Origin of the sequence: Flavivirga spongiicola, assembly GCF_030540825.1 — a bacterium.
Taxonomy (GTDB): Bacteria; Bacteroidota; Bacteroidia; order Flavobacteriales; family Flavobacteriaceae; genus Flavivirga; species Flavivirga spongiicola.
Genome location: NZ_JAUOEO010000001.1, coordinates 3,497,593 through 3,518,697 on the forward strand (window position 1 = coordinate 3,497,593; position 21,105 = coordinate 3,518,697).

At 33.2% G+C, this 21,105-nt stretch carries 10 protein-coding genes; 3 read left to right on the forward strand and 7 right to left on the reverse strand.

Annotated elements, in window-relative coordinates; genetic code table 11:
- Positions 1 to 241 precede the first annotated feature (241 nt).
- Positions 242 to 3,496, forward strand: coding sequence for a polysaccharide lyase family 8 super-sandwich domain-containing protein (locus Q4Q47_RS14115; protein WP_303307292.1), 3,255 nt, complete (start codon positions 242 to 244; stop codon positions 3,494 to 3,496).
- Positions 3,497 to 3,854: 358 nt separating this feature from the next.
- On the opposite strand, the gene Q4Q47_RS14120 is transcribed toward Q4Q47_RS14115, so the two are convergent.
- The 7 genes from Q4Q47_RS14120 to Q4Q47_RS14150 all read right to left on the reverse strand — a co-directional run bounded on the left by Q4Q47_RS14120 (position 3,855) and on the right by Q4Q47_RS14150 (position 15,401).
- A complete protein-coding gene (locus Q4Q47_RS14120; RefSeq protein ID WP_303307293.1) occupies positions 3,855 to 6,359 on the reverse strand; it encodes a chondroitinase family polysaccharide lyase in 2,505 nt (834 codons plus the stop codon).
- Between the two features lie 80 nt (positions 6,360 to 6,439).
- Positions 6,440 to 9,202, reverse strand: a complete 2,763-nt coding sequence (locus Q4Q47_RS14125) for an MGH1-like glycoside hydrolase domain-containing protein (protein WP_303307294.1) — start codon at positions 9,200 to 9,202, stop codon at positions 6,440 to 6,442.
- A gap of 6 nt (positions 9,203 to 9,208) precedes the next feature.
- Positions 9,209 to 9,934, reverse strand: a complete 726-nt coding sequence (locus tag Q4Q47_RS14130) for a carbohydrate-binding family 9-like protein (RefSeq protein WP_303307295.1) — start codon at positions 9,932 to 9,934, stop codon at positions 9,209 to 9,211.
- A gap of 321 nt (positions 9,935 to 10,255) precedes the next feature.
- Entirely contained in the window at positions 10,256 to 11,782 is a 1,527-nt protein-coding gene (locus Q4Q47_RS14135) for a sulfatase family protein (protein WP_303307296.1), read from the reverse strand.
- A 32-nt stretch (positions 11,783 to 11,814) separates the two neighbouring features.
- Positions 11,815 to 13,107, reverse strand: a complete 1,293-nt coding sequence (locus tag Q4Q47_RS14140; protein ID WP_303307297.1) for an MFS transporter — start codon at positions 13,105 to 13,107, stop codon at positions 11,815 to 11,817.
- 11 nt (positions 13,108 to 13,118) lie between these two features.
- Entirely contained in the window at positions 13,119 to 14,045 is a 927-nt protein-coding gene (locus Q4Q47_RS14145) for an ROK family protein (RefSeq protein ID WP_303307298.1), read from the reverse strand.
- 3 nt (positions 14,046 to 14,048) lie between these two features.
- Positions 14,049 to 15,401 carry a sulfatase family protein gene (locus tag Q4Q47_RS14150; RefSeq protein ID WP_303307299.1) on the reverse strand — a complete coding sequence of 451 codons (1,353 nt, stop codon included), beginning with the start codon at positions 15,399 to 15,401 and terminating at the stop codon, positions 14,049 to 14,051.
- Between the two features lie 211 nt (positions 15,402 to 15,612).
- Here Q4Q47_RS14150 and Q4Q47_RS14155 point away from each other — a divergent pair, with 211 nt between their 5' ends.
- Positions 15,613 to 19,728: a hybrid sensor histidine kinase/response regulator transcription factor gene (locus Q4Q47_RS14155; protein ID WP_303307300.1), complete on the forward strand. Its 4,116-nt coding sequence runs from the start codon at positions 15,613 to 15,615 to the stop codon at positions 19,726 to 19,728.
- Positions 19,729 to 20,107: 379 nt separating this feature from the next.
- Positions 20,108 to 21,088 (forward strand): TRAP transporter substrate-binding protein, encoded by a 981-nt coding sequence (locus tag Q4Q47_RS14160; protein WP_303307301.1) that lies wholly within the window; start codon positions 20,108 to 20,110, stop codon positions 21,086 to 21,088.
- Positions 21,089 to 21,105 lie beyond the last annotated feature (17 nt).

Sequence of the window (21,105 nt, forward strand, 5' to 3'; positions counted from 1 at the left end):
AACGAAGCTGTCTAAAAAGTGTCATCCTATGTTTGTAAAAGGGAAGAATCTTATATCCCTATACATCATTATATTTTTAAGAGATTCTTCGCTACGCTCTGAATGACAAAATATATTACTTTTTAGACAACCTATAGGTTTCTCTTTAAAGCGCATGTTATGAGTTTAACCTATTAAGATAAATAAAACTCATGCTAAAATAATTATTGAACCTACAAATAACTAACCTACACAATATAAAATGGAAGCAATAAAAAAAATAATATTACTCGTAATATGTTTGGTCAGCTTAAATTTAATACAAGCCCAAGAAGTCTTATTTGCCAATTATTTTGATATTGAAACCAATCAAAGCGAAGGTACTACTGTAACTGGAAAAATCAATTTAAAAAGTAATAAAGATGTTGATATTAGTCCAATTCCTGGTACCTATCAATTTTCTATCGATACTGGAGATACAGATATTTTTGAAATAGAAACCCATTTTGATAATAAAGGAAGGGTTTTTGGAGTATTAAAAGTGGCTACTGGTAAAAATTCAGGAAGCGCACAAGATTATAATTTGACCATTGTGCTAAAAGATGGAACGACTACTAAGGCTACAAAAAGCATCATTGTTCATGTGGTGTCTAAGACCTTATGGACAGAATTGGTAGAACACTATACTCCAATTACAATTTCGGAATCCAGATTGTATGGACGAACAAAGTTTTCAGAAAGCGAGTTGACTACTTACATTACAGAGCTCGAGAATAATAATGGGCAGTTTACAGTTTTCTCTTTTTATGGAGCCCATCCATCATCTTTTAGTGGTAAAGATTTAGAAAAAGAATGGCAAGATGCCTCAGAATTAATTGGCGGATTAGGATACGCTTATGCCAAATCTACCGTTTATGGTATTCCGAGTGGGAATAGCACTAATATGGAGCGTTTAAAGCGCGTTATCTATAAAGCATTATTACAATATATGAGTAATGTGCCTGTTTATGGTGATGATGTGCTTGTTGGAGGAAATCCAATAGGAACGGAATTAGGAGATGGCTTTAGTAGAATGAACGAATATGGATATGTAAGTCATAGTTTTTTAACCCATCAATGGCGTGCTATTGATGCTTTGGGAGCTCCTTTATTACATGTTTGGCCAGAATTGTTGCAAGATATAGAGAATAGTGATACCGAAGCACAAAACGTGTTTGATGGTGTCATGCGCTTTCATCAATTATTTTTCTCTATTGTTCATGATTTAAGAGACATGAATAACGACTTTGGAAGATGGAGAACGATTTCTGATTTAAACTATTCTGAAGGCGCATTTTCTGATGCCAATATAGGGCACCGTATGCGTACTTTAATGACCATGCCAATACTTTGGGCAGATTATAACAGACCTATAACATATGTACCTTATTGGTATGATGATTATTATGATGGCACTGCATTTGATGGAAAGACCTTTGGACATGATTGGTCGCCTAATGGCGTGCTTGCAGATGTAAGGCATTGGTGTAATAGACTGTCCACACCAACTCATGATTATAATCAATCAGGCTTTCATCCAGATGGTACAGTCACCCATCACTTAGGTCATGATGCTTCTGATGTTGCTATGTTTGCTTATGGTTTTGAATGGCTTACTACTAATAATGAAGCCTTCAAATATTTTAAAAATACACCTTTTCCAATAGCGGATAAAAACTATCAATTTGTGTCTGATCGTCTGGATTATTCTTATAGAAGAATGCTGTATAAAAACTCCTTGGACTTTTTAGTTACAGGGCGTAGTTTCTTTTCAGATTTATCCAATTTTGGAACTAAGCATGTAAAAAAAGCAATTTCAAATATGATTGCAGAAAAAGGATCGTCAACAGTTATTACTAATGAATCGGAACTTTTAAGTTTAGAAACGAATTTAAACAATGGGTCACATACCCATACCGAAACGACTTCATTTTGGAATGCCGATTATTTAGTACACCGAAACGAAACAGGTGCAAATAATTATTATTTTTCTGTAAAACATAAATCAATAAGAACTTCAGGAGCTGAAGATTTTAGTAAAATACGAAAATCATGGCATGCAGGAAGTGGCCCTTTTTTATTGCGTGTGGATGGCGATGAATATGATGTAAATGTCCTGAAGAATTTTGATTGGCATGTTGTACCAGGTGTTACTGAAGCTTGGCGTACTGATGCTATGCCAACTGGTGCGGCATCTGATGCAAAACCAGGGGGGAATGATTTCTCTGGTGTTTTAGCAGATGGAAGCTATGGCATGTCAGGTTATCATCATAAGCCCATAGATACTTATACTACTGCCGAAGCACTAAAATCCTATCATTTAATAGGGAATTCAGGTACGGCCTTAGGGAGTGTTATAAAGAGAAAAAGCACATCATCCGGAACTAACGAAATTGTAACCACTATAGACCAATCTGAACAATTAGGAACAATTACCTATAATATTAACGGAACAACAAAGACGATTACCGATGGTACAAGTGTTAATTTAGTGGAACCTTTAACGGGCTCAACGTGGATTCATCATAACAATAAGGGGTATTTAATAATTCCTAAAACTGGTCAGAATTTATTAATAAAAACAGGAAGCCATATTAATATCACAGCAACTGATTTAGGGCTTTCTCAAAGTATAAATTATATTTTGGCTCTAGATCATGGAGTAAATCCGGCTTTAGAAGCTAAAGATGGTTATGAATATGTGATGGTTGCTAATGCAGACTTAGCAGATATGCCTAATATTTTATCATCCTATATGGTAAATACTAAAAGCTATATTTCCGAAGGAAATTATCATGCCATAACCAATACTAGCGAAAATGTTAAGCAGGTTTCTTTTTATCAGGCTACACGTGCTAATTTGGATGGAGGTGAATTCATAGAAGTAGATAAACCTGCTTTGGTAATGATTAAAGAGCTGACAGATGATATTCGTTTAACTATAGTAGATCCTCTACATGATTTAAATACTTCTGAGATAACAGTGAAGATTTCTGAAATACTTGAAGAAGATACTTATAGCTATAATTTGGCGGGAATAGCACCCGTAGCTGGAGAATCTGTTGTAGTGACTTCAAATGGAACAACTGAATCTACTATTGTAATTTCCCTTCCTGATACAGGCGACGGTCTTTTGTATAATTACCAAGAGCAAATGTATGCTGGTTCACCAATTGTATTGACTTTAAAGAAGAATGATTCCCTTTCGGTAAATAGCCCAGATGAGGTGACAAATTCAAAAGTTAAAATTTACCCCATTCCAATAAAGGACTATAGTGTAGTTGAAACAAATGATGGCAGTTTTATTCAAAAAATTGATACCTATGATGTATTAGGAAAGCAGTTGTTTTCTAAAACGTATGATGGTCAGAGCTCTAAAGTTAAATTAGTACATAATAATCAGTTGTTACATCAAAACCAAATGCTTATTCATTGCATTGAAACAACAAAAGCAACGGTATTTATAAAAACGTTTTGAGTCAACACATAATGCCATCTCTATCATAAGAATGAGGTATATAATTCTATTAATTCATTGAAAAATGAGGCTGTATAAAAAAGTAATATATTTTGTCATTCAGAGCATAGCGAAGAATCTTATATTCGTATAAATAAACACATTATATTTTTAAGAGATTCTTCATTGCATTCTGAATGACACTTTTTAGGCAGCCTCATTTTTATGCTTTGAACTAGTAGAAACTAATTCAAATTATTTATATCGTATTTTATAACAGAACAGGGATAAGACGTTAGGGTATCAGACACTTTTTCGTGTCATGGATTTGATATATATCCTGATAAAAAATAGAAACCATTCCTGAATCAATCAAGTTTTAAAGCATACTGGAAAGGCTTATTTTTAATCCTTTTCCATCAAAGCACTCAAAACGAATTTTAGTTTCTTCGGTCGAAGACGAAACAACAGTCGCTCCTTTTCCTGAAACGATTTCCCATTTACCAACCAATGTTAATACTACAGGTTGTACTGTGGATTTAGCATGTAAGGTTTCTTTAGTAGAAAGATCTCTATACTTAAATGATCCCTCAATTTTACCTAATTCTGGATTCATCACAGTCAGATTTATTTTATTTTCACTCAGTTTCTTTACCATGGCCATACAAGGCACATCTGTTTTATCTATTAACTGCCCAGTAGAAGTATTAGCGCTCATCATTGCATAGCCAGTCACTTTATTAGGTGTGTATTCTACAATATGAGCTTTACCATCATGTTTATGAATGTTGAATAATGTTGTCGAGTTCTTTTTTAAATTGTTAGCGCCTTCCTGTCCGCCATTCACTTCAATATAGTATTCGTATTTCTCATCAGATGGGTTTTTACCATGCAAAAATCTGGCCGAAATATAGTTTTTACTAAATTCCTTTAGACCTGTGTGGTCGGGCATTGTTTGTTCTTTTCTTTCTATACTAAAACGGCCATTATTAGGTGTGTAAAAAGCATTACCAACAGCATCGGTTACTGAAACTGGTTCTCCTTTTTTAATGATAGTTCGATCTACCCTCGTAATAGTTTGCCCATTTAGATATGTTACAGTCGATTCACTTTCCATAGCTGTTTGAAAAACAGTCGTGTGCATATCATAGTTTTCCCCACTTGATCTTATTCCAGAACCTATTCCTACAATATAATTCTCAAAATAGAACACCGATTTATCAGCTTCCATAGAATTTCTGTTATCTCTATATTGCATGGAGGATAAAGCGTGGCTCTCATCTATATTAACGCCACCTACAAACACGTTTTTGGAAAATATCCTTTGTTGTTTTGAAGGCACGTCTGCTATCGGCTCATTTAAGGCTGTGGTGCCTGGTACACGTCGCCAATCCCATCCTTTTTTTGAAATTCCACTTGATTCTTCACTTACAGGAGTGCCACCATTTAAAATGGTTAATGCTCCAGCTCCGGAATATTTACCATAGATATTTTCATGTTTATCCACAGGACCTTCATAATCCCATAAATATTTACCTAAGCCTTTCCATATGACAGCCCATTCACCTTTTCTATGAACCGACATTCCTGCATAATTAAAATACCAGTGCCCATTAGGAGCGGGTTCGGCCTGACCACCCGCCTGTAATTGATTTACCATATGTTCTAAAGCTCCCATTGTGTGCATATAACCTTTGGCAGGACTTGATCGCTCTATTAATTCATTAAACTTATAATAAGAAGGATCCCAATATCTTAAAAAAGCCCCCTGTAATTCATCACTATAAGGGCTTTTAATTTTAGCCATTTGTGCAAAAGAAGACGTTAAAAATAAAGCTTTATCAAAATGTGCTGCTCTACCGGAAACACCTCTGTGACAATCATACTTATTGGTGTAAATTCTAGCTGCTAATAATGCTTTGGAAATGTTTTTAATACTCATTTTATTTGGGCTGTAATGTGTTCCAGCCAAGGCATATACCATCGCTGAAGCTCCTTGTAAGGCTTCATTGCCATAACTGGATACATAGGGGTTTTTATGATGGTTGGTTGTAAAGTCAGATTTTATGAAATCAGCAAAGCCGTCTGCAATAGTCAAGGCTTTATTAACAAGCTTTAATATATAATCCATTTCCTTTTCACGCTTTGGTCCAGATGGTAAAGACAGTACATAACAAAGTCTACTTTGTAAAAGCCCAATGACCATATCTGAATTTAAACCTCCAACTTCCCATAAAGCGGGCGTATCGAACTTTGGACCGAGAACTTCAGTGGCATGATCTAAAGTACTTAACTCTCTCTCTAAAATCCCTGCTTCGGCCAATACGTCACGAAGCATAAATACAGCAACTCCATAGGGGCCTAATCTATTACCATAAGTGCCGCCTAAACCTATCACACCTGTTGTTTTATAATGTTTTAGGTCTTTCCACCCCATGTCTGTAGATGCATTCCACCCAGTTTTATTTAATTGATTGAAAATATTTAAAATGTCTTTTTTGAGGGTAGGTGATTTGTAATCTGGATTGGGATCGTTTTTTGGACCTTCTAGGTTATAACTTAATGTCATTGGAAATAGAACATTACGCCATATTCTACTTCTACTACTTAGAGTTGATGTGTTTTTCAATGATTTTGCAAATTGTCTACGGGCAATTTTGGCGAGTTTTAATATACTTTTGTAGCGCTGATTTATATATTTATTAGTGTAATCCATAGAAGAACTTCCCAGCAACCAATTATAATATTTCACTTCGATTTCATCTACTTTGTCATTTACTTTATCATTATGCGGAACCCTACTTGTATTACAGGCCAAACATAATAGTAACAAAATATAGAAGCATTTCTTTTTAACAATGGTTTTATAATGTACTTTCTTCATAGTTGCTATCTTTTAATTTTATTGTGACAATGGTCTTTATTCATTTTTTTGTTAGTCTTCGAAGTTCGTCTGATACATGTTTAGCCTCTTTTTAAAATTCTTATTGTATTGTTTTTGTCAATAGACGGAACGGAAATTAATAAAGCCGTTTCTGTTATTCTTTTATGGTTTATTTCTTTGCCATTTAAATACACTACATAGCTGTAGTTCTTATTTAAGGACACTAGGAAGTCTTTATTTTTACTACGATGTAAATCTTCTAGTTTGAAGCTTATTTCAGCACCCGAAAAATCATTCTCCATATGAGTGGATTTTATCCAAAAATCAAAACCAGCATAAATACTGCCGGGCTTAAAGTAAGCAGCATACCAATTAACCAAAGGCGCATTCAATCCAGAAAACTGATGCCAACCAGATCCTAAAAGACTTTCTTGTGTGTAGTGCTCCCAACAATGATAGGTGCGATTTGTTTCATCGCTAAAGACTTTTAAGGCTGTATTAGCCAAATCCCATGCCTCTTGGCCATAGCCAAGATCAAGCAGGGTTTTCCAAAAAAACCATTGATGTGATATCCAGACGGTCTCATTATCGTAAGCATTCGTATTAAAAAATGGCGCTTTTTTATCGACGGATATCCCTAATTTAGTCCATAGTCTATTCTTATCAAGTAGCTTGTCTATAATAACATCTCGCTGTTTGTCATTACAGGCACCCGCAATAATGGGACTGGCTCCATCCATACCCATATTCATATTATTTCCGTCTTTTGAACGTAATATACCAGTTACATCGCCTGCTTTATTGTGTTTCACATAAGAGAAATAACCTGAAGGTTCATCCCAAGAGTATTTTTGAAGTGCTGCACTGACCGCTCTTATATCCGAATCATACATTTTTATGTCTTTTGATAATCCCAACTCAATAGCCGCCCCTTTTAATATTTTGGCACTTCTAATAACATGCGTAGAACTTATGGCCGGGGCAATAAGGTTTTCAGGATCATGATGTTCTACCCATCTTTGTGGTGGATAGTCATCCCAACCAGCAGAATTATAAAAATAGTCCCATGTTTTAATTAAATTCGAAGGCATTCTGGTAATTGAACTTCCATACGTTCCTGCTAAAAATTGATAATATTTTTTAAGTCGCGGATAAAAATGTTTTAAAAATGTTTTGTTGTTTGTTTTGTTCCAGATTTCAAGATATTGATAAATTTGTGTTGGTGCTGGAGTACCATGATGGACAAAAGCATTAGGCGCTTCGGCAGGAAAAGTATACGTATTTAAAATATTTATAGATTTATTCAAATCCATTTCCAGCATTCCGATTCCTATCATTCCTACATCCCAAGTATAAAGGCTGTTCCACCTTCTTCCCGGAGTATAATGTTTAATATATTCATTATCACAAATAATTGGAAAAACCAGATTATTTGCCATAACAGATTTCATTCTGTTCATAGCAAAGTCATATTCTGAATCTAAAGTATTAGAATGTAGTGCTTTGTAAAGATCGTTTTTATGATTATTGTATACTTTTTTATTTTCTGAAAACGATTGCAATTGTTCTGTTACTTCTGCTTTTGTGCCAACGCATACCAATCCATTGAGTTCTTTTTTTGAAAAAGGCATCACTTCAATCCCATACACTAAAATATCGGTAAAATGGCCTCTATTGTTTTCAAAATGTGAGGAAACATCAATATTACGATTGTTATAAGCAGGTAAGTTTTCAAGCCCGTCTGAATGAATTTCTACTTGATAATGCTCTGCACCTTCCCACAGAATTCCATAAAATAAGTCTGTATTATTATATTTTATAATTTTACTATTGTGAACGGGACCGTTCTCCAATATAGGGATAGGTTGAAATTTTTCCTGAACAAATTTTAACTCGTCGTATGTAGTATCAGGAACAAGAGCAAATCCATCTAAAATAAATACTTCATTACCTTTAGATGTTAGTATGAGTTCAGAAACATGTCTTTTAGATGGGTTTATTTTTACGCGTTTTATACCAAAATCGCTTGTAGGTTCAAAAGTAAGTTCTCCATCAATAATACCTCTGGCATCCAATCTTACAACGGTATTTCCTTTTGTTTTATAGCGAAAAACGATTTCGTCTTTATTAACAACATGATTAAGATCGTAAGTAACCTTATCTCCTTTATCTTTGGCAAAAGATGCTCCTAAAGCACGTGAGTTAACCATGCCAGATCCATATATTTCTCCTTTAGAAAAAGCGTTGTATATTAAATTATCATCATATCGTGGATGTGCATAATTTAAAGTTTTATAATCCATGCCGTCAATCCAAGTTCCATAATTAGGAAGCTCCACTTTAACAGGTAAAACTGGCTTTTTTTCTTTTTTAACTTGCTTTATTGGATAATTTATGGAAGCCAATAAATTGTACACAACATCTTGTCTGGATACTGTATTATTGGAATAAGTAATAGATATTAATCTTTTATTTTTATCGATTTCAGAAAAAACAACGTCGCACGTTACTTTATCTTTCCATTCTAGTTGGTAATTATAACCCAGATATTTTAGACTGGGATCTACATCCCATACGAAATAATCACGTTCTTGAATGACATCTGGAATAATCATTTTTGAACGATGAAAAAAACCAACGGCCAGGCTAAGGTCAAACCGATAACCTTTTTCTTTATTGGTAATATGCGATATGCCATTATATTTTTTTGAATAAGGTCCCCAATCTGATAATTCAAGATCATGAGAATATTCATATTTCTTAATTAAACTTAAATCTAGTGAGGCTTTTTGAGCTATAAGTGATATGGGTAATAAGAAAACTAATATTAATAGATTTTGCATAATAAGTTATTTATTAAAAATCAATTTACCGTATGACATAGGAAAATGTGTTGATGGTGGTAACCAAGAAGATTTTTGTAGAGTGCCATTTTCCTCAGTGCCTTCTCTTCTTGTTAAATCGAAACGCCAGATATCTCCATTTTTTGGTGGAATATTCTCTGCAGATTGGATTTCGGAAAAGGGTATAGCCACTTCAAGGAACCAGCCTTTATCATTGTCTTTAGAATTGTTTATCGTACCTTGAACGCTTACAGCAGATAAAAGACCTTCACAATCCCAATTCCACCACTGACGGATAACATCTCTATTTAAATTTGGGTTGAGTACATATAAATCTAGTATGGTATTAAGGGCGTTCCATTCAAATTCATAATAAGTTTTGGGGTTAGAATCAGCATCAATAAAAATTTCCATCACTTCTTCTAACCATAAGTGGTCATCACGATTAGTCATTTGGGCTTGTATGTCCTTATCTTCTAACCAAAAGTAAAATAGTAAATACTCACTATTCCAAGTAATTTTAAACCATGATTTTGCTTTTAGTTTTTCTTTTTCATTTGGAATAAACCAAATAGGGTCAATGCTTTTCCAAATGCTTTCATGCTGCTTTCCATCAATTTTGATGGCTACATCTGTAAAAATACAAGTATAACTCTGTTGTCGTTCCTGACCCACAGCGCAACTATTAATAATCATTTGAGTAAGAAAAAAATAAATAAATTTAGTTTTCATCACATTTAATTTTAATATTTTTAAACTTTTAATACCAGAACAGGTATAAGAACCTTAAATGATTTGTTAATAGGTATATAAAGAATGTGCGTTCCCTTATTATAGAAGGTCTTTAATTGTTCATACTATATACAGTATTTCTAATTTTTAAGAGCAATATGCCTTAAAAAAGGGCAGTACCTTTTATTTTTACCCAATCTTGTGTAGTGTTAAATTCAATTAGTATAATTCTATGATTTAAGAGTAGCATTATTAAGGGAAAGATAAAGCCAGTTTTATACTCTGACTTTATCAAGCCTCGCCATATAACACTAAAACAAATTAATGGCTCAAATAATCATATTCTTCTTCTAAACCAAGGGCTTCAATGGCTTTTTGCCCTGGTCTTGGTCTTTTATCCCCTTCCATATAATATGTTGCAGCATCCCAATCAAAAGAGGCATCTGTTTCTCTAGGATCTCCTGAGCTTACTAAATAATCTGTAAGTTGTTTAGAGAGTTCGGATTTAATCTCTGCATAGTCTGGAGATTGCGCTATGTTATTCAATTGATCTGGATCTTTAGATAAATCAAACAATTCTTCTGCAGGTCTTTTTCCAAAAGCCATACTAAAAAGAGGTTTTACTTTCTCATCGTTTCTATGAGTTAGCATATAGAACTTACTTGGAGCCGGGTACTGCAGCATGTGTGCATCTACATCTCCATATAATGGAGGGTCTCCAGCCGGCCATCTACTTGGTTCGTAATTTCTTATATACAAATAGTCTTTTGTACGAATGGCTCTACCAGGATATCCAGCTCCATTTTGTCTTACAAAGGCATGGCGTTCTCTACCTGTTACTACAAAATCTCTTCCTGCTTCAATCTTTCCACTTTCTTTAGATTTTAAAATATTGACTAAACTTTTTGCATTCATTTCCTCGGGAATATCTATACCAGCAAGCTCAAGAAAGGTGGGAGCAAAATCATTTAGAGTCACAAAATCTTCAATTTTTCTATCTCCTTTAAAGTGCTTTGGCCAAGAGATAATTAATGGAATTTTGGTGCCAAAATCATATAAATTAGCTAAACCTCGAGGCATTTGCCATCCATTATCACTGCAAATTACAATGATAGTATTTTCTAATTGCCCCATTTCTCCTATAAGCGCCATATATGAAGAAACTTCTCTGTCGAACAATTGTATTTCGTTATAATAATCGGCAATATCTTTTCTAACTTCTTCGGTGTCTGGTAAATAAGAAGGTACTACAATGTCTTCAAGTTTGATGTTAGATTTTTTCCAGCCATCTTTTCTAAAAGGCCTGTGAGGATCTCTACTACTATACCAATACATCCATGGCTTTCCCTTTTCTATTTCATTATAAAATTCCTCAAAAGAATCGTAACGTTCGCCACCCGGATTATTTTCCCAGCCATTTGCTTCTGCATTTCCCGGTCCCCAACCTTTACCTTCTATGCCAACATGATACCCGGCATTAGCCATAAGTTCTGTATACACTTTTTCTTTTGGAAAGCCGCCCCACAGATTTGCTCCTTCTCCTAACCTCCAAATATCTTGACCAGTTAGCATAGCTGCTCTGGCAGGAGAACAAGAAGGAGATGCACAAAAAGCGTTATTAAATTGTATACCTTCTTTGGCTACACGATCTATATTAGGTGTTTTAACTACTTTATCTCCATAACTACCCAGATGATTCCAAGAATGATTATCAGACATAAGTATTAAAATATTAGGCTTCTTTTTTTGCGTAGTATCTTTCTGTTTAGTGCCTTTATCATTACCACAGCTTACGTTTGAAATGGCTATGACAAGAAGGATGATCCAATAATTTTTAAGAATATTCATTACTTTCTTTTTATTTATATAGTTGTTTATTTTTAATTTAAAGATTTGAATTCAATAATGTCATCACTTGTACTTTTCATTGTGTCTTTTTTTGTTTTTAATGTTTTGTTTTTAACCAAAGGGTTTGCCCAAATACCAATACTTAATATATAAGCTAGCATGATATAGTTAAAGAACATGCCGGCTTTGAGACCAAAAAGGTCACTTAATCCGCCAACAATAAATGGAGCAATGGCTCCACCAACAATGCCTGTACAAAGAATACCTGCTATCGAACCATGATGCGCTTTTACCGAATTTAGAGCTAAAGAAAAGATTATAGACCACATCACGGAAGCAAAGAAACCTACTGCTGGAAATGCAAGCAACGCCATGTTTTTAGATCCAAACAATGCTAAAGAGAGGGAAATAAATGCTAGGCTAGAAAATATAAGCAACACTTTTTTACTATCTATAAACTTAAGTAATACCAATCCTAAAAGGCACCCCAGTGTTAAAAGCCCCCAGAAATGACCAACAGAAGCTGCTCCTTCCGTATTTGGATCTACACCATGATATGTTTCTAAAAATTGTGATATCCAAAAAGAGACACCTTGTTCGAACCCAACGTAGCAAAAAATTCCAATGAAAAATGCTAAAACAGTTTTGTTTTTGAATAATGATTTAAGTAATGACAAGTCTGCAGGCTTTTCATCTTCTTTTAATTCTACTTTTGGAAATTTAAATAAAGTGATAACAATGACCATCAAAAGGGCAATAGCTCCAAACACCCAATAAATAGAAACCCAAGACATATCGGAAGGAATCAAAGAGCTAATAAAACTTATAAACTTATCTGATGCATTATTCTTTCCAATGTTTTGTACTAAATAGGTAAATAGAAAGGGACCAACGACACCTGCAGCTCCAAAAAATAATTGCCCCATAACAGAGTAAAAAGCAAAATGTTCTTCACCACCAGCTTCTCTCAATAATGGGTTAATAGCAACTTGTAACATGGCCATACCAGTACCAATTAGAAATAAAGAAAAAAGAAAGACCGGGAAAGTTGGGAAAACAGCAAATGAAAAAGCACCAATTGTAGCTAAGGAGAATGCCAATAGCATCATTTTTTTTTCCTTATACTTTTCTAAAAGTATACCGGAGGGTATGGACATGATGCCATATGCAGAAAAAAATGCTAGGGTCATAAAGCCTAGAGAAGAAAATTCTAAATTAAAACTTTCTTTAATTCCAGGATTTAGTGCTCCAAGAATATTTGTTAATAAAGATATTACGAAGAATACTAGTAATACTAACCCAACTATTAAATGTTTGCTATTCACGTTAATTATATTTATAAATTATTTTTTCTATTAAGGGCATAAATTCCTGCGCCTATAAAACCTGCTTTATTGCCTAATTTTGCGGATAAAATCTGTACATTTTCGAAGCTCTCTTTAATGGCATATTGTTGTGCTGATTCTTTTATCTTTTCTATAAAAAAACCTCCTGCCATAGATATTCCACCACCAATAATGATTTTTTTTGGATTGAAAACATTGATATAGCCAGATATGCCTAGTCCAACTAGTTTTGAGGTATCATTCACAACTTTTTGTGCTAGTGCTTCATTTTCAAAATATTTTTTTACAATGTATTCACCATTCATTTTTATATTTGAAGGTTTGTTTTTGCAAGAATCTTTATACTTTTTTACCATAGCTGCGGTTGATGCCACTTCTTCCCAATACAATACGTCATTATTAATAATCATAGGAAACAAGCCATACTCTCCTCCAAATCCGTAATGTCCTTGAAATAGCTTTCCATCAACAAATAAAGCACCTCCAATACCAGTTCCTAATGTTAGAAATAGTGCTGTTCCAATAGCATCGCTATTTGAAAAATAAAGCTCACCCATGGCCATCATATCAGCATCATTAGCAACGTAAGCCGAAAGCTTTGTGTTGCTTTTAATCAATTGCCCCATAGGAACATTAATCCAGTCTATAATGTTTTCGGCACCACCTACAATGACATCTTCATTATCGACTAGCCCTGGAGTTCCTAAACCAATAGTTGCAACATGGATATTTTTTTGACTGGCAGCACTCATGGCTTCATCACATACATCAAGAATATTTTGAATAACTTCGTTTTGAGAGGTATTTGCTTTTGTTGGCCTTTTTGATTCCCATAAAATTTTTCCTGTAGAACTAACAAGTCCTGATTTTATTGAGGTGCCTCCTAAATCAATTCCAATGCCTATATTTTCATTCATATTTTAATAGATTAGTAGTCTTTTAAACGCTGCTTTGTCATTGTTTTCAACACACCAATTATAGAGTTGTTTTCGCATCGTTTTTATTTGATTTTTATATTTAGAGCTTGCTGCTAGATTTGATATTTCAAAAGGATCGTTTTCAAGATCAAAAAGTTGTTCTCTATTTTTGCCTTGTTCATAAATAACATATTTATATTTTTTGGTTACCAAAGCTCTTCCCTTTGTTTGAATAGAGTTTCCGCCATCAAACATAGTTTCAATAACAACATATTCTCTTTCTCTTTTTTGTTCTTTACCTTGTAAAACGGGTAATATGGAATGGCCTTTTAAGTTACTAGGAACTTTTACCGAACCCATTTCTAGTATAGTTGGCATTAAATCAAGGCCATTAGAAACCAAAATGTTAGATTTTTTTGACTTGGTGTTTTTTTGTGGATACTTTACGATTAATGGCACATTAACAGACTCTTCAAAAAGGACTGTTTTTTGATTCCAATGATGAGCAGACATTCCATCTCCATGATCTGAAGTGAAAATGACTATGGTATTTTTATCCAAACCATTTTTTTCTAGACCGTCCAATATTTTTCCTATTTCCAGATCAACTTTTTCGATTAATTTATAGTAGGCGGATAAATATTGTCTCCAATCGTTATCATTATAAGAAACAGTTGGATATACTTTAGAATTTAATTTTTGTTCTATACGTAAAACCTCAGCATCATAAGCGCCAATGGCATGATTAATAGGTAACATAGGAGCTTCTTCTGGAGATTTAACTTCTATCGCTCCATTCGGCAGTCTCTGACCTCTGGCATATTCGCAAATATCATGTGGGTTCACATACGATGCAACCATAAAAAAGGGACTCTTATCTTTTTTACCATCTAAATAGGCTACACAACTTTCAGCTAAACCATGATCTCTAGAGTCTGCGATTTTTTTAAATCCAACATTATCGGGGATATTAATCTCTGGAATATGCCATTTCCCTCCATAAACACAATCATATCCACTGTCAGACATCAATTGTCCTAATCCCTCCTTAAAGCTTCCTTTTGGGATATTAATTTTGAAGTTGGAGTAAACCCCTAATTCGTGAGGCATTTTACCTAAAAACATACTTGCTCGCGAAGGTGAGCATATAGGATACGAAACATATGTTTTTTTGAATAACGTACCTTGCTCGGCAATTCTATCAATATTAGGAGTTTTTAAATCTGTATTTCCCATACAACTTAAAGCTGAAGAAGTGTGCTGGTCAGTTATAATTAGTAAAATATTTGGACGCTCTACTTGTGATAAAGCTGAGGTGCAAATAAGGAAAAAGACTATCTTATAAAATATTTTCATATTGAAATCTTTAAAATTATTATTGTAACCCAAATATATGAAGGTGGCGTCATAGCAAGAGATTAGCATGTTACTTTTTTAAAGGTTAGATGATACATTTGAGAAAAAAGCTTGAAAATTGTATTTAAAAATTGATTCTAATGACTTAAATTTAATTTCTATCAATTAATACGCGAGTATATAAGAATAATTAAAAATGAAAACCCTAAGCATGAAACATATTTATATATTAAACCATAAGCGTTTTTTCCTTTTACTATGGTTTTGCTGTATAGGCGTTTTTTCTCAAAACCAAGATATATCTTTTACTCGCCTCTCTGTTAAAGATGGTTTATCACAAAACGGTGTTATGTCTATTTTTAAAGACAGCAAAGGCTATGTTTGGTTAGGAACAAGAGATGGTCTTAATAGATATGATGGTTATAATTTCAAAGTTTTTAGGCATAACCCACATGATTTTAACTCTTTAAGTAATAATTATATTAATACAATTGTCGAAGATAAAGATGGTGTTTTATGGGTTGGAACTCAAAATGGTCTAAATGCCTTTAATCAAAAAGACCAAACTTTTAAGTGTTACAAAAATATACCAACTAATGATAAATCTATATCTGATAATAAAATCCTCTCTATTTTAATTAGCGACAATGGGGATCTTTGGGTTGGAACCGAAAATGGACTTAATGTAAAAAAGAGGCACGAAAATACTTTTACAACATTTTACAATCTTGAAGAAGATCCAAATTCTATAAGTGGTAATGAAGTATTTGCTTTATTCGAGGACTCTAAAAATAATATTTGGGTAGGTACTAGATACAATGGATTGAATAAGTTTTTGGGTGAAAGTCAAAAGTTTAGAAGGTTTCTTAATGAACCTTCAAATCCTATGAGTATTAGAGATGATCAAATCACGTCAATTGCAGAAAGTGAAGATGGAAAATTATGGATAGGTACAAAGGATAATGGCATTAGTATTTTAGATAAGAATGATACTTTTACGCACATTGTAGCAGATGTTGGGGCTTCTAATACGTTATCACATAATAGAATTCGATCTTTGGTTTTTGATGAAGATTCGAATGTGTGGATTGCAACGTATAATGGGCTTAGCCATTATAATACCAGTACAGGCAACTTTACAGTATATAAAAATGTTACTGATGACTCAAATAGTATTAGTCATAACTCAATACGCTCTTTGTTTTTAGACAACTCGGGGCTTTTATGGGCAGGAACATATTTTGGAGGCGTCAATATTATTAATCTAACTTCAAATGAATTTATACATTTTCAGCATAGTAATACTAATAAAAATAGTTTAAGCTATAATGTTGTTGGTCCCATGGTAGAAGATCAAAATAAAGATATTTGGATAGGGACTGAAGGAGGTGGGCTTAACTTTTTTGATCATTCAAAGCAAACTGTTTCAAGAATTACTTTTTTTAATAATAAACCAATTATAGACAAAACAATAAAATCCCTTTTAGTAGATGGAAAAGGGAATTTGTGGATTGGAACATTTCAAGAAGGATTATTAGTAGTAAATTTAGATAATAATAAACTTGAGAAATTTACTTATGACATTGGTGCTCAAAGCGGTTTAAAAAGTAATTCCATTTTGTCATTACTAGAAGACCATATAGGTAAAATTTGGATAGGTACAGATAATGGGCTGTGTGTGTATAACCCCAAGACAAAAGAAATAGGTAATATTCAACTCCCAAAAATAAAGAGTGCAGCAAAAAATATTAGCATTACTTGTATTTGTGAAGATTCTAATAATATTGTTTGGATAGGAACTAAAACTAATGGGTTGCTTGCTTTTGATGGTGATACTATAAAACAATATACACATACAATAAATAATGACAATAGTATTAGTCATAATTATATTAATGAAATTTTTGAAGACTCTAAAAACCGTATCTGGATAGGAACTTATGGTGCTGGGCTCGATTTAATCAATCCAGAAGAAGAAACTTTTAAACACTATACTTTAAAAGATGGTTTAGTAAACGATATTATATACAGTATTGAAGAAGACAGTGAAAAAAAACTATGGGTTGCTACTCCTACAGGAATATCAAAAATGAACCCAGAAGAGAATAGTTTTAAAAACTATACATATTCAAACGGTATCCCTATAGATGAGCTTAACAATAATTCGTCATTACACCATTCCAGTGGATTACTTTTTTTTGGAGGATTTAACGGTTTTATGGGGTTTATACCAGATCATATTAAAGACAACCCAAATGTTCCGGACATTACTTTACTACAATTAAAATTATTTAATAAAACGGTTAAACCAAACGATAAAAGTGGTCTTTTAAAAACTCCTCTTGATGAAACTAAATCAATAACTTTTTCTCATGAGCAAAATATATTTTCAATAGACTATATTGCTTTAAATTATTTTCAGCCAGGGCAAAACCAATATGCCTATAAATTGGAAGGATTAGAGTCTGATTGGAATTATGTTGGAAATAGAACATCAGCTACCTATACGAATTTAAGCCCAGGAGACTATACTTTTAAAGTAAAAGCTGCAAATATTGATGGCATTTGGAATGATAAAGTTATCAGCTTAAATATTATCAAGCGCCCTCCTTTTTGGAAAACAATTTGGGCTTACCTCATTTATTTAACTTTTGCTTTTATTTTATTTTTTATAATACGAAAATACTTTTTAATAAAACTTGGTCTAGAAAATAATTTAAAGCTAGAAAAGCTAGAAAAAAATCAAATAGAAAAATTAACAAAACTTAAGCTAAAGTTTTTTACAAATATTTCACATGAGTTCAGAACCCCTCTTACACTTATTCATGCTCCTTTACAAGAACTTATTAGTACGCTAAAAGAATCTAAATACCATAATCAGCTTTTACTAATCAAAAAAAATGCTGATTTAATGTTGCGACTTATAAACCAATTAATGGATTTTAGAAGTATTGAAAGTGGTCAAGTTTCCTTAAAAGTGTCAAAAAAACCATTCGTGCCTTTTGTTAAAGAGGTGGTGTCGTCATTTAAAGAATATGCTAAGTCTAGTGATATTCGTTTTTCTTTTACTTCTAGTGTTTCGAATGACAATTTTTTATTTGATAAAAATAAAATTGAAAAAGTATTATATAATTTACTTTCTAATGCATTTAAAAATACTCCGGAAAAAGGGAAAGTATCTGTGAAAATATCAAAAAACATTTCAACGTCCGACATAAACTTTATTGAAGTAAGTATTTATAACTCTGGTGTGGGTATAGAAAAAAAGGATATAGAACGCATATTTGATAGGTTTTACCAAACAACTCATTCGCACGAAAATGATAAATTAGGATCAGGTGTTGGACTTACTATGGCAAAGAATTTAATTGAATTGCATAAAGGATATATTCATGTAAACAGCAAAGTAAACCAATATGCGGAGTTCACCATCGGAATCCCTATGGAAGATGTCTATTCAAAAGAAGAGAAGGAAAGTGCTAGTTTAAGTATGGAAAGTGAAAAAAGTAGCTCGTCTAGTTCTTCTGTAAATGTTGAAGATACCCCTCTTGATAAGGAATTTACTTTGCTAATTGTAGAAGATAGTCATGATTTAAGAAACTTTTTGGCACAAAGCTTTTCAGCTGATTATAATATTAAAGTTGCTGAAAATGGAGAGTTAGGTTTACAGATAGCTAGTGAGGATCATATAGACATCATTATTTCTGATATCATGATGCCCAAACTCTCTGGTATTGAAATGTGTAAAAAGATTAAATCAAATCCTAGAACAAAGCATATTCCAGTTATTTTGTTAACCGCCAGAACGGCGTCAACATTGGAATTAGAAAGTTATGACACTGGTGCTGATGATTTTATTTCGAAACCTTTTAACATTGACGTTTTAAAATCTAAAGTTAGAAATAATATTAAATCGAAAATTGATATTGATAGTCATGCCAGACAGGAAATTTTTCTGGAAGATTCTGAAATAAATAATTCTCCAGCAAATGAAAAGTTCTTAAAAAAACTTTCTGATTATATAAGAGATCATATCAGTGATCCAAATCTTAATGTTAATTCTGTTAGTAAAGAATTGGGGCTAAGTAGAGTGCATTTATATAGGAAAACCAAAGAGATAACGGGGAAAAGTCCTGTAACATTTATTAGAGATTTTAGATTATCCGTAGCAACTAAGTTAATAGAAAAGGAAAACTATAATATTAATGAGATTTGTTATAAAATCGGATTTCAAGATGCAAGTTATTTTAGGAAATGTTTTAAGAAAAAGTATAAAGTTTCACCTTCGGCATATTTAGAAAAAATAAAGACAGAAGAGATTAATTAATAGCACTTTTCCTGTAAAATAGAATACACTACATGTTATGCACTCAATTGTTTATCTAGAAAGTAACATTTAGACCTATAAAATGAAACATATACAAAGTGGTTTAATGTGGCTTCTAGCTAACTTTGAAGTACTGAAATTTCTATAAACTTGATTGTACATAAATTTATTGGATTATTTAAAACATAGCTAAAATCACATAATATAGATGAGCCAAGTTATGGAAATATGCCGATGTAACTTGAGTAGGTATGGGATCTAAACTTGTACCAAAAGATATTATTGATAATTAAAGATTATAATAAATTAGAGTAAGGTGTACAATCTGCTTTAGAAATTATTAAGTCTGTTAGAAAATAATTAAAGAATTCAACCATTTATGAAGAGACTTCCAATAGTCCTTAGCTTTTTACTTTTTTTACTCTTGTTTAGTTCTTGTGATACTTTACAGAAACAAAAGACAATCAAATTAGCACACGGATTAGACATGAGCCATCCTGTCCATAAAGCTATGATGCTTATGGGCGAGGAATTGGATAAAAATTCTAAAGGAGCATTGAAATTAGAAATTTATCCAAACCAACAACTCGGATCAGAACGGCAATGCCTAGAACTATTACAGATTGGTAGTTTGGGGATGACCAAAGTATCGGCAGCAGTCATGGAGAATTTCTCACCAAATATGAAAGTATTTGGGTTACCATTTTTGTTCAAAGACCGTGCCCATACGTTTAATGTACTAGATGGAGATATTGGTAAAGAACTGTTGGATGGGGGGCAAAAATACTGGCTGAAGGGTTTAGGGTATTATGATTCAGGAAGTCGAAGCTTTTATACTAAAGAAAAGCCAATACAAACACCAAAAGATTTGGAAGGACTTAAAATTAGGGTCATGGAGAGTGTCACAGCTATGAATATGGTTAACAAATTAGGGGGTTCACCAACACCTATTTCATGGGGCGAACTATACACGTCCTTGCAGCAAGGCGTCGTAGATGGGGCAGAAAATAACCCTCCCAGTTTCTACCTTTCAAGGCATTATGAAGTATGCAAATATTATACATTAGATGAGCACACAACGATACCGGACGTTTTGATTATTAGCACTCATTTATGGAAGGATCTATCTGATGAAGAGCAAGGTTGGTTGCAGTCGGCAGTTGATACCTCTGTTCAATATCAAAGAGAACTATGGGCAACCTCGGAGCTAGAAGCATTAGAGGCTGTAAAGAAAGCTGGTGTTGAAGTGGTAAGGCCAGATAAATCATCTTTTAAAAATAAAGTAAAGTCTATATATGAGGAATATAAAGACGATATACCCGTGTACAATTTGATTAAAAGAATTCAAGAAGTTCAATAAATATGATATTAAGAAAT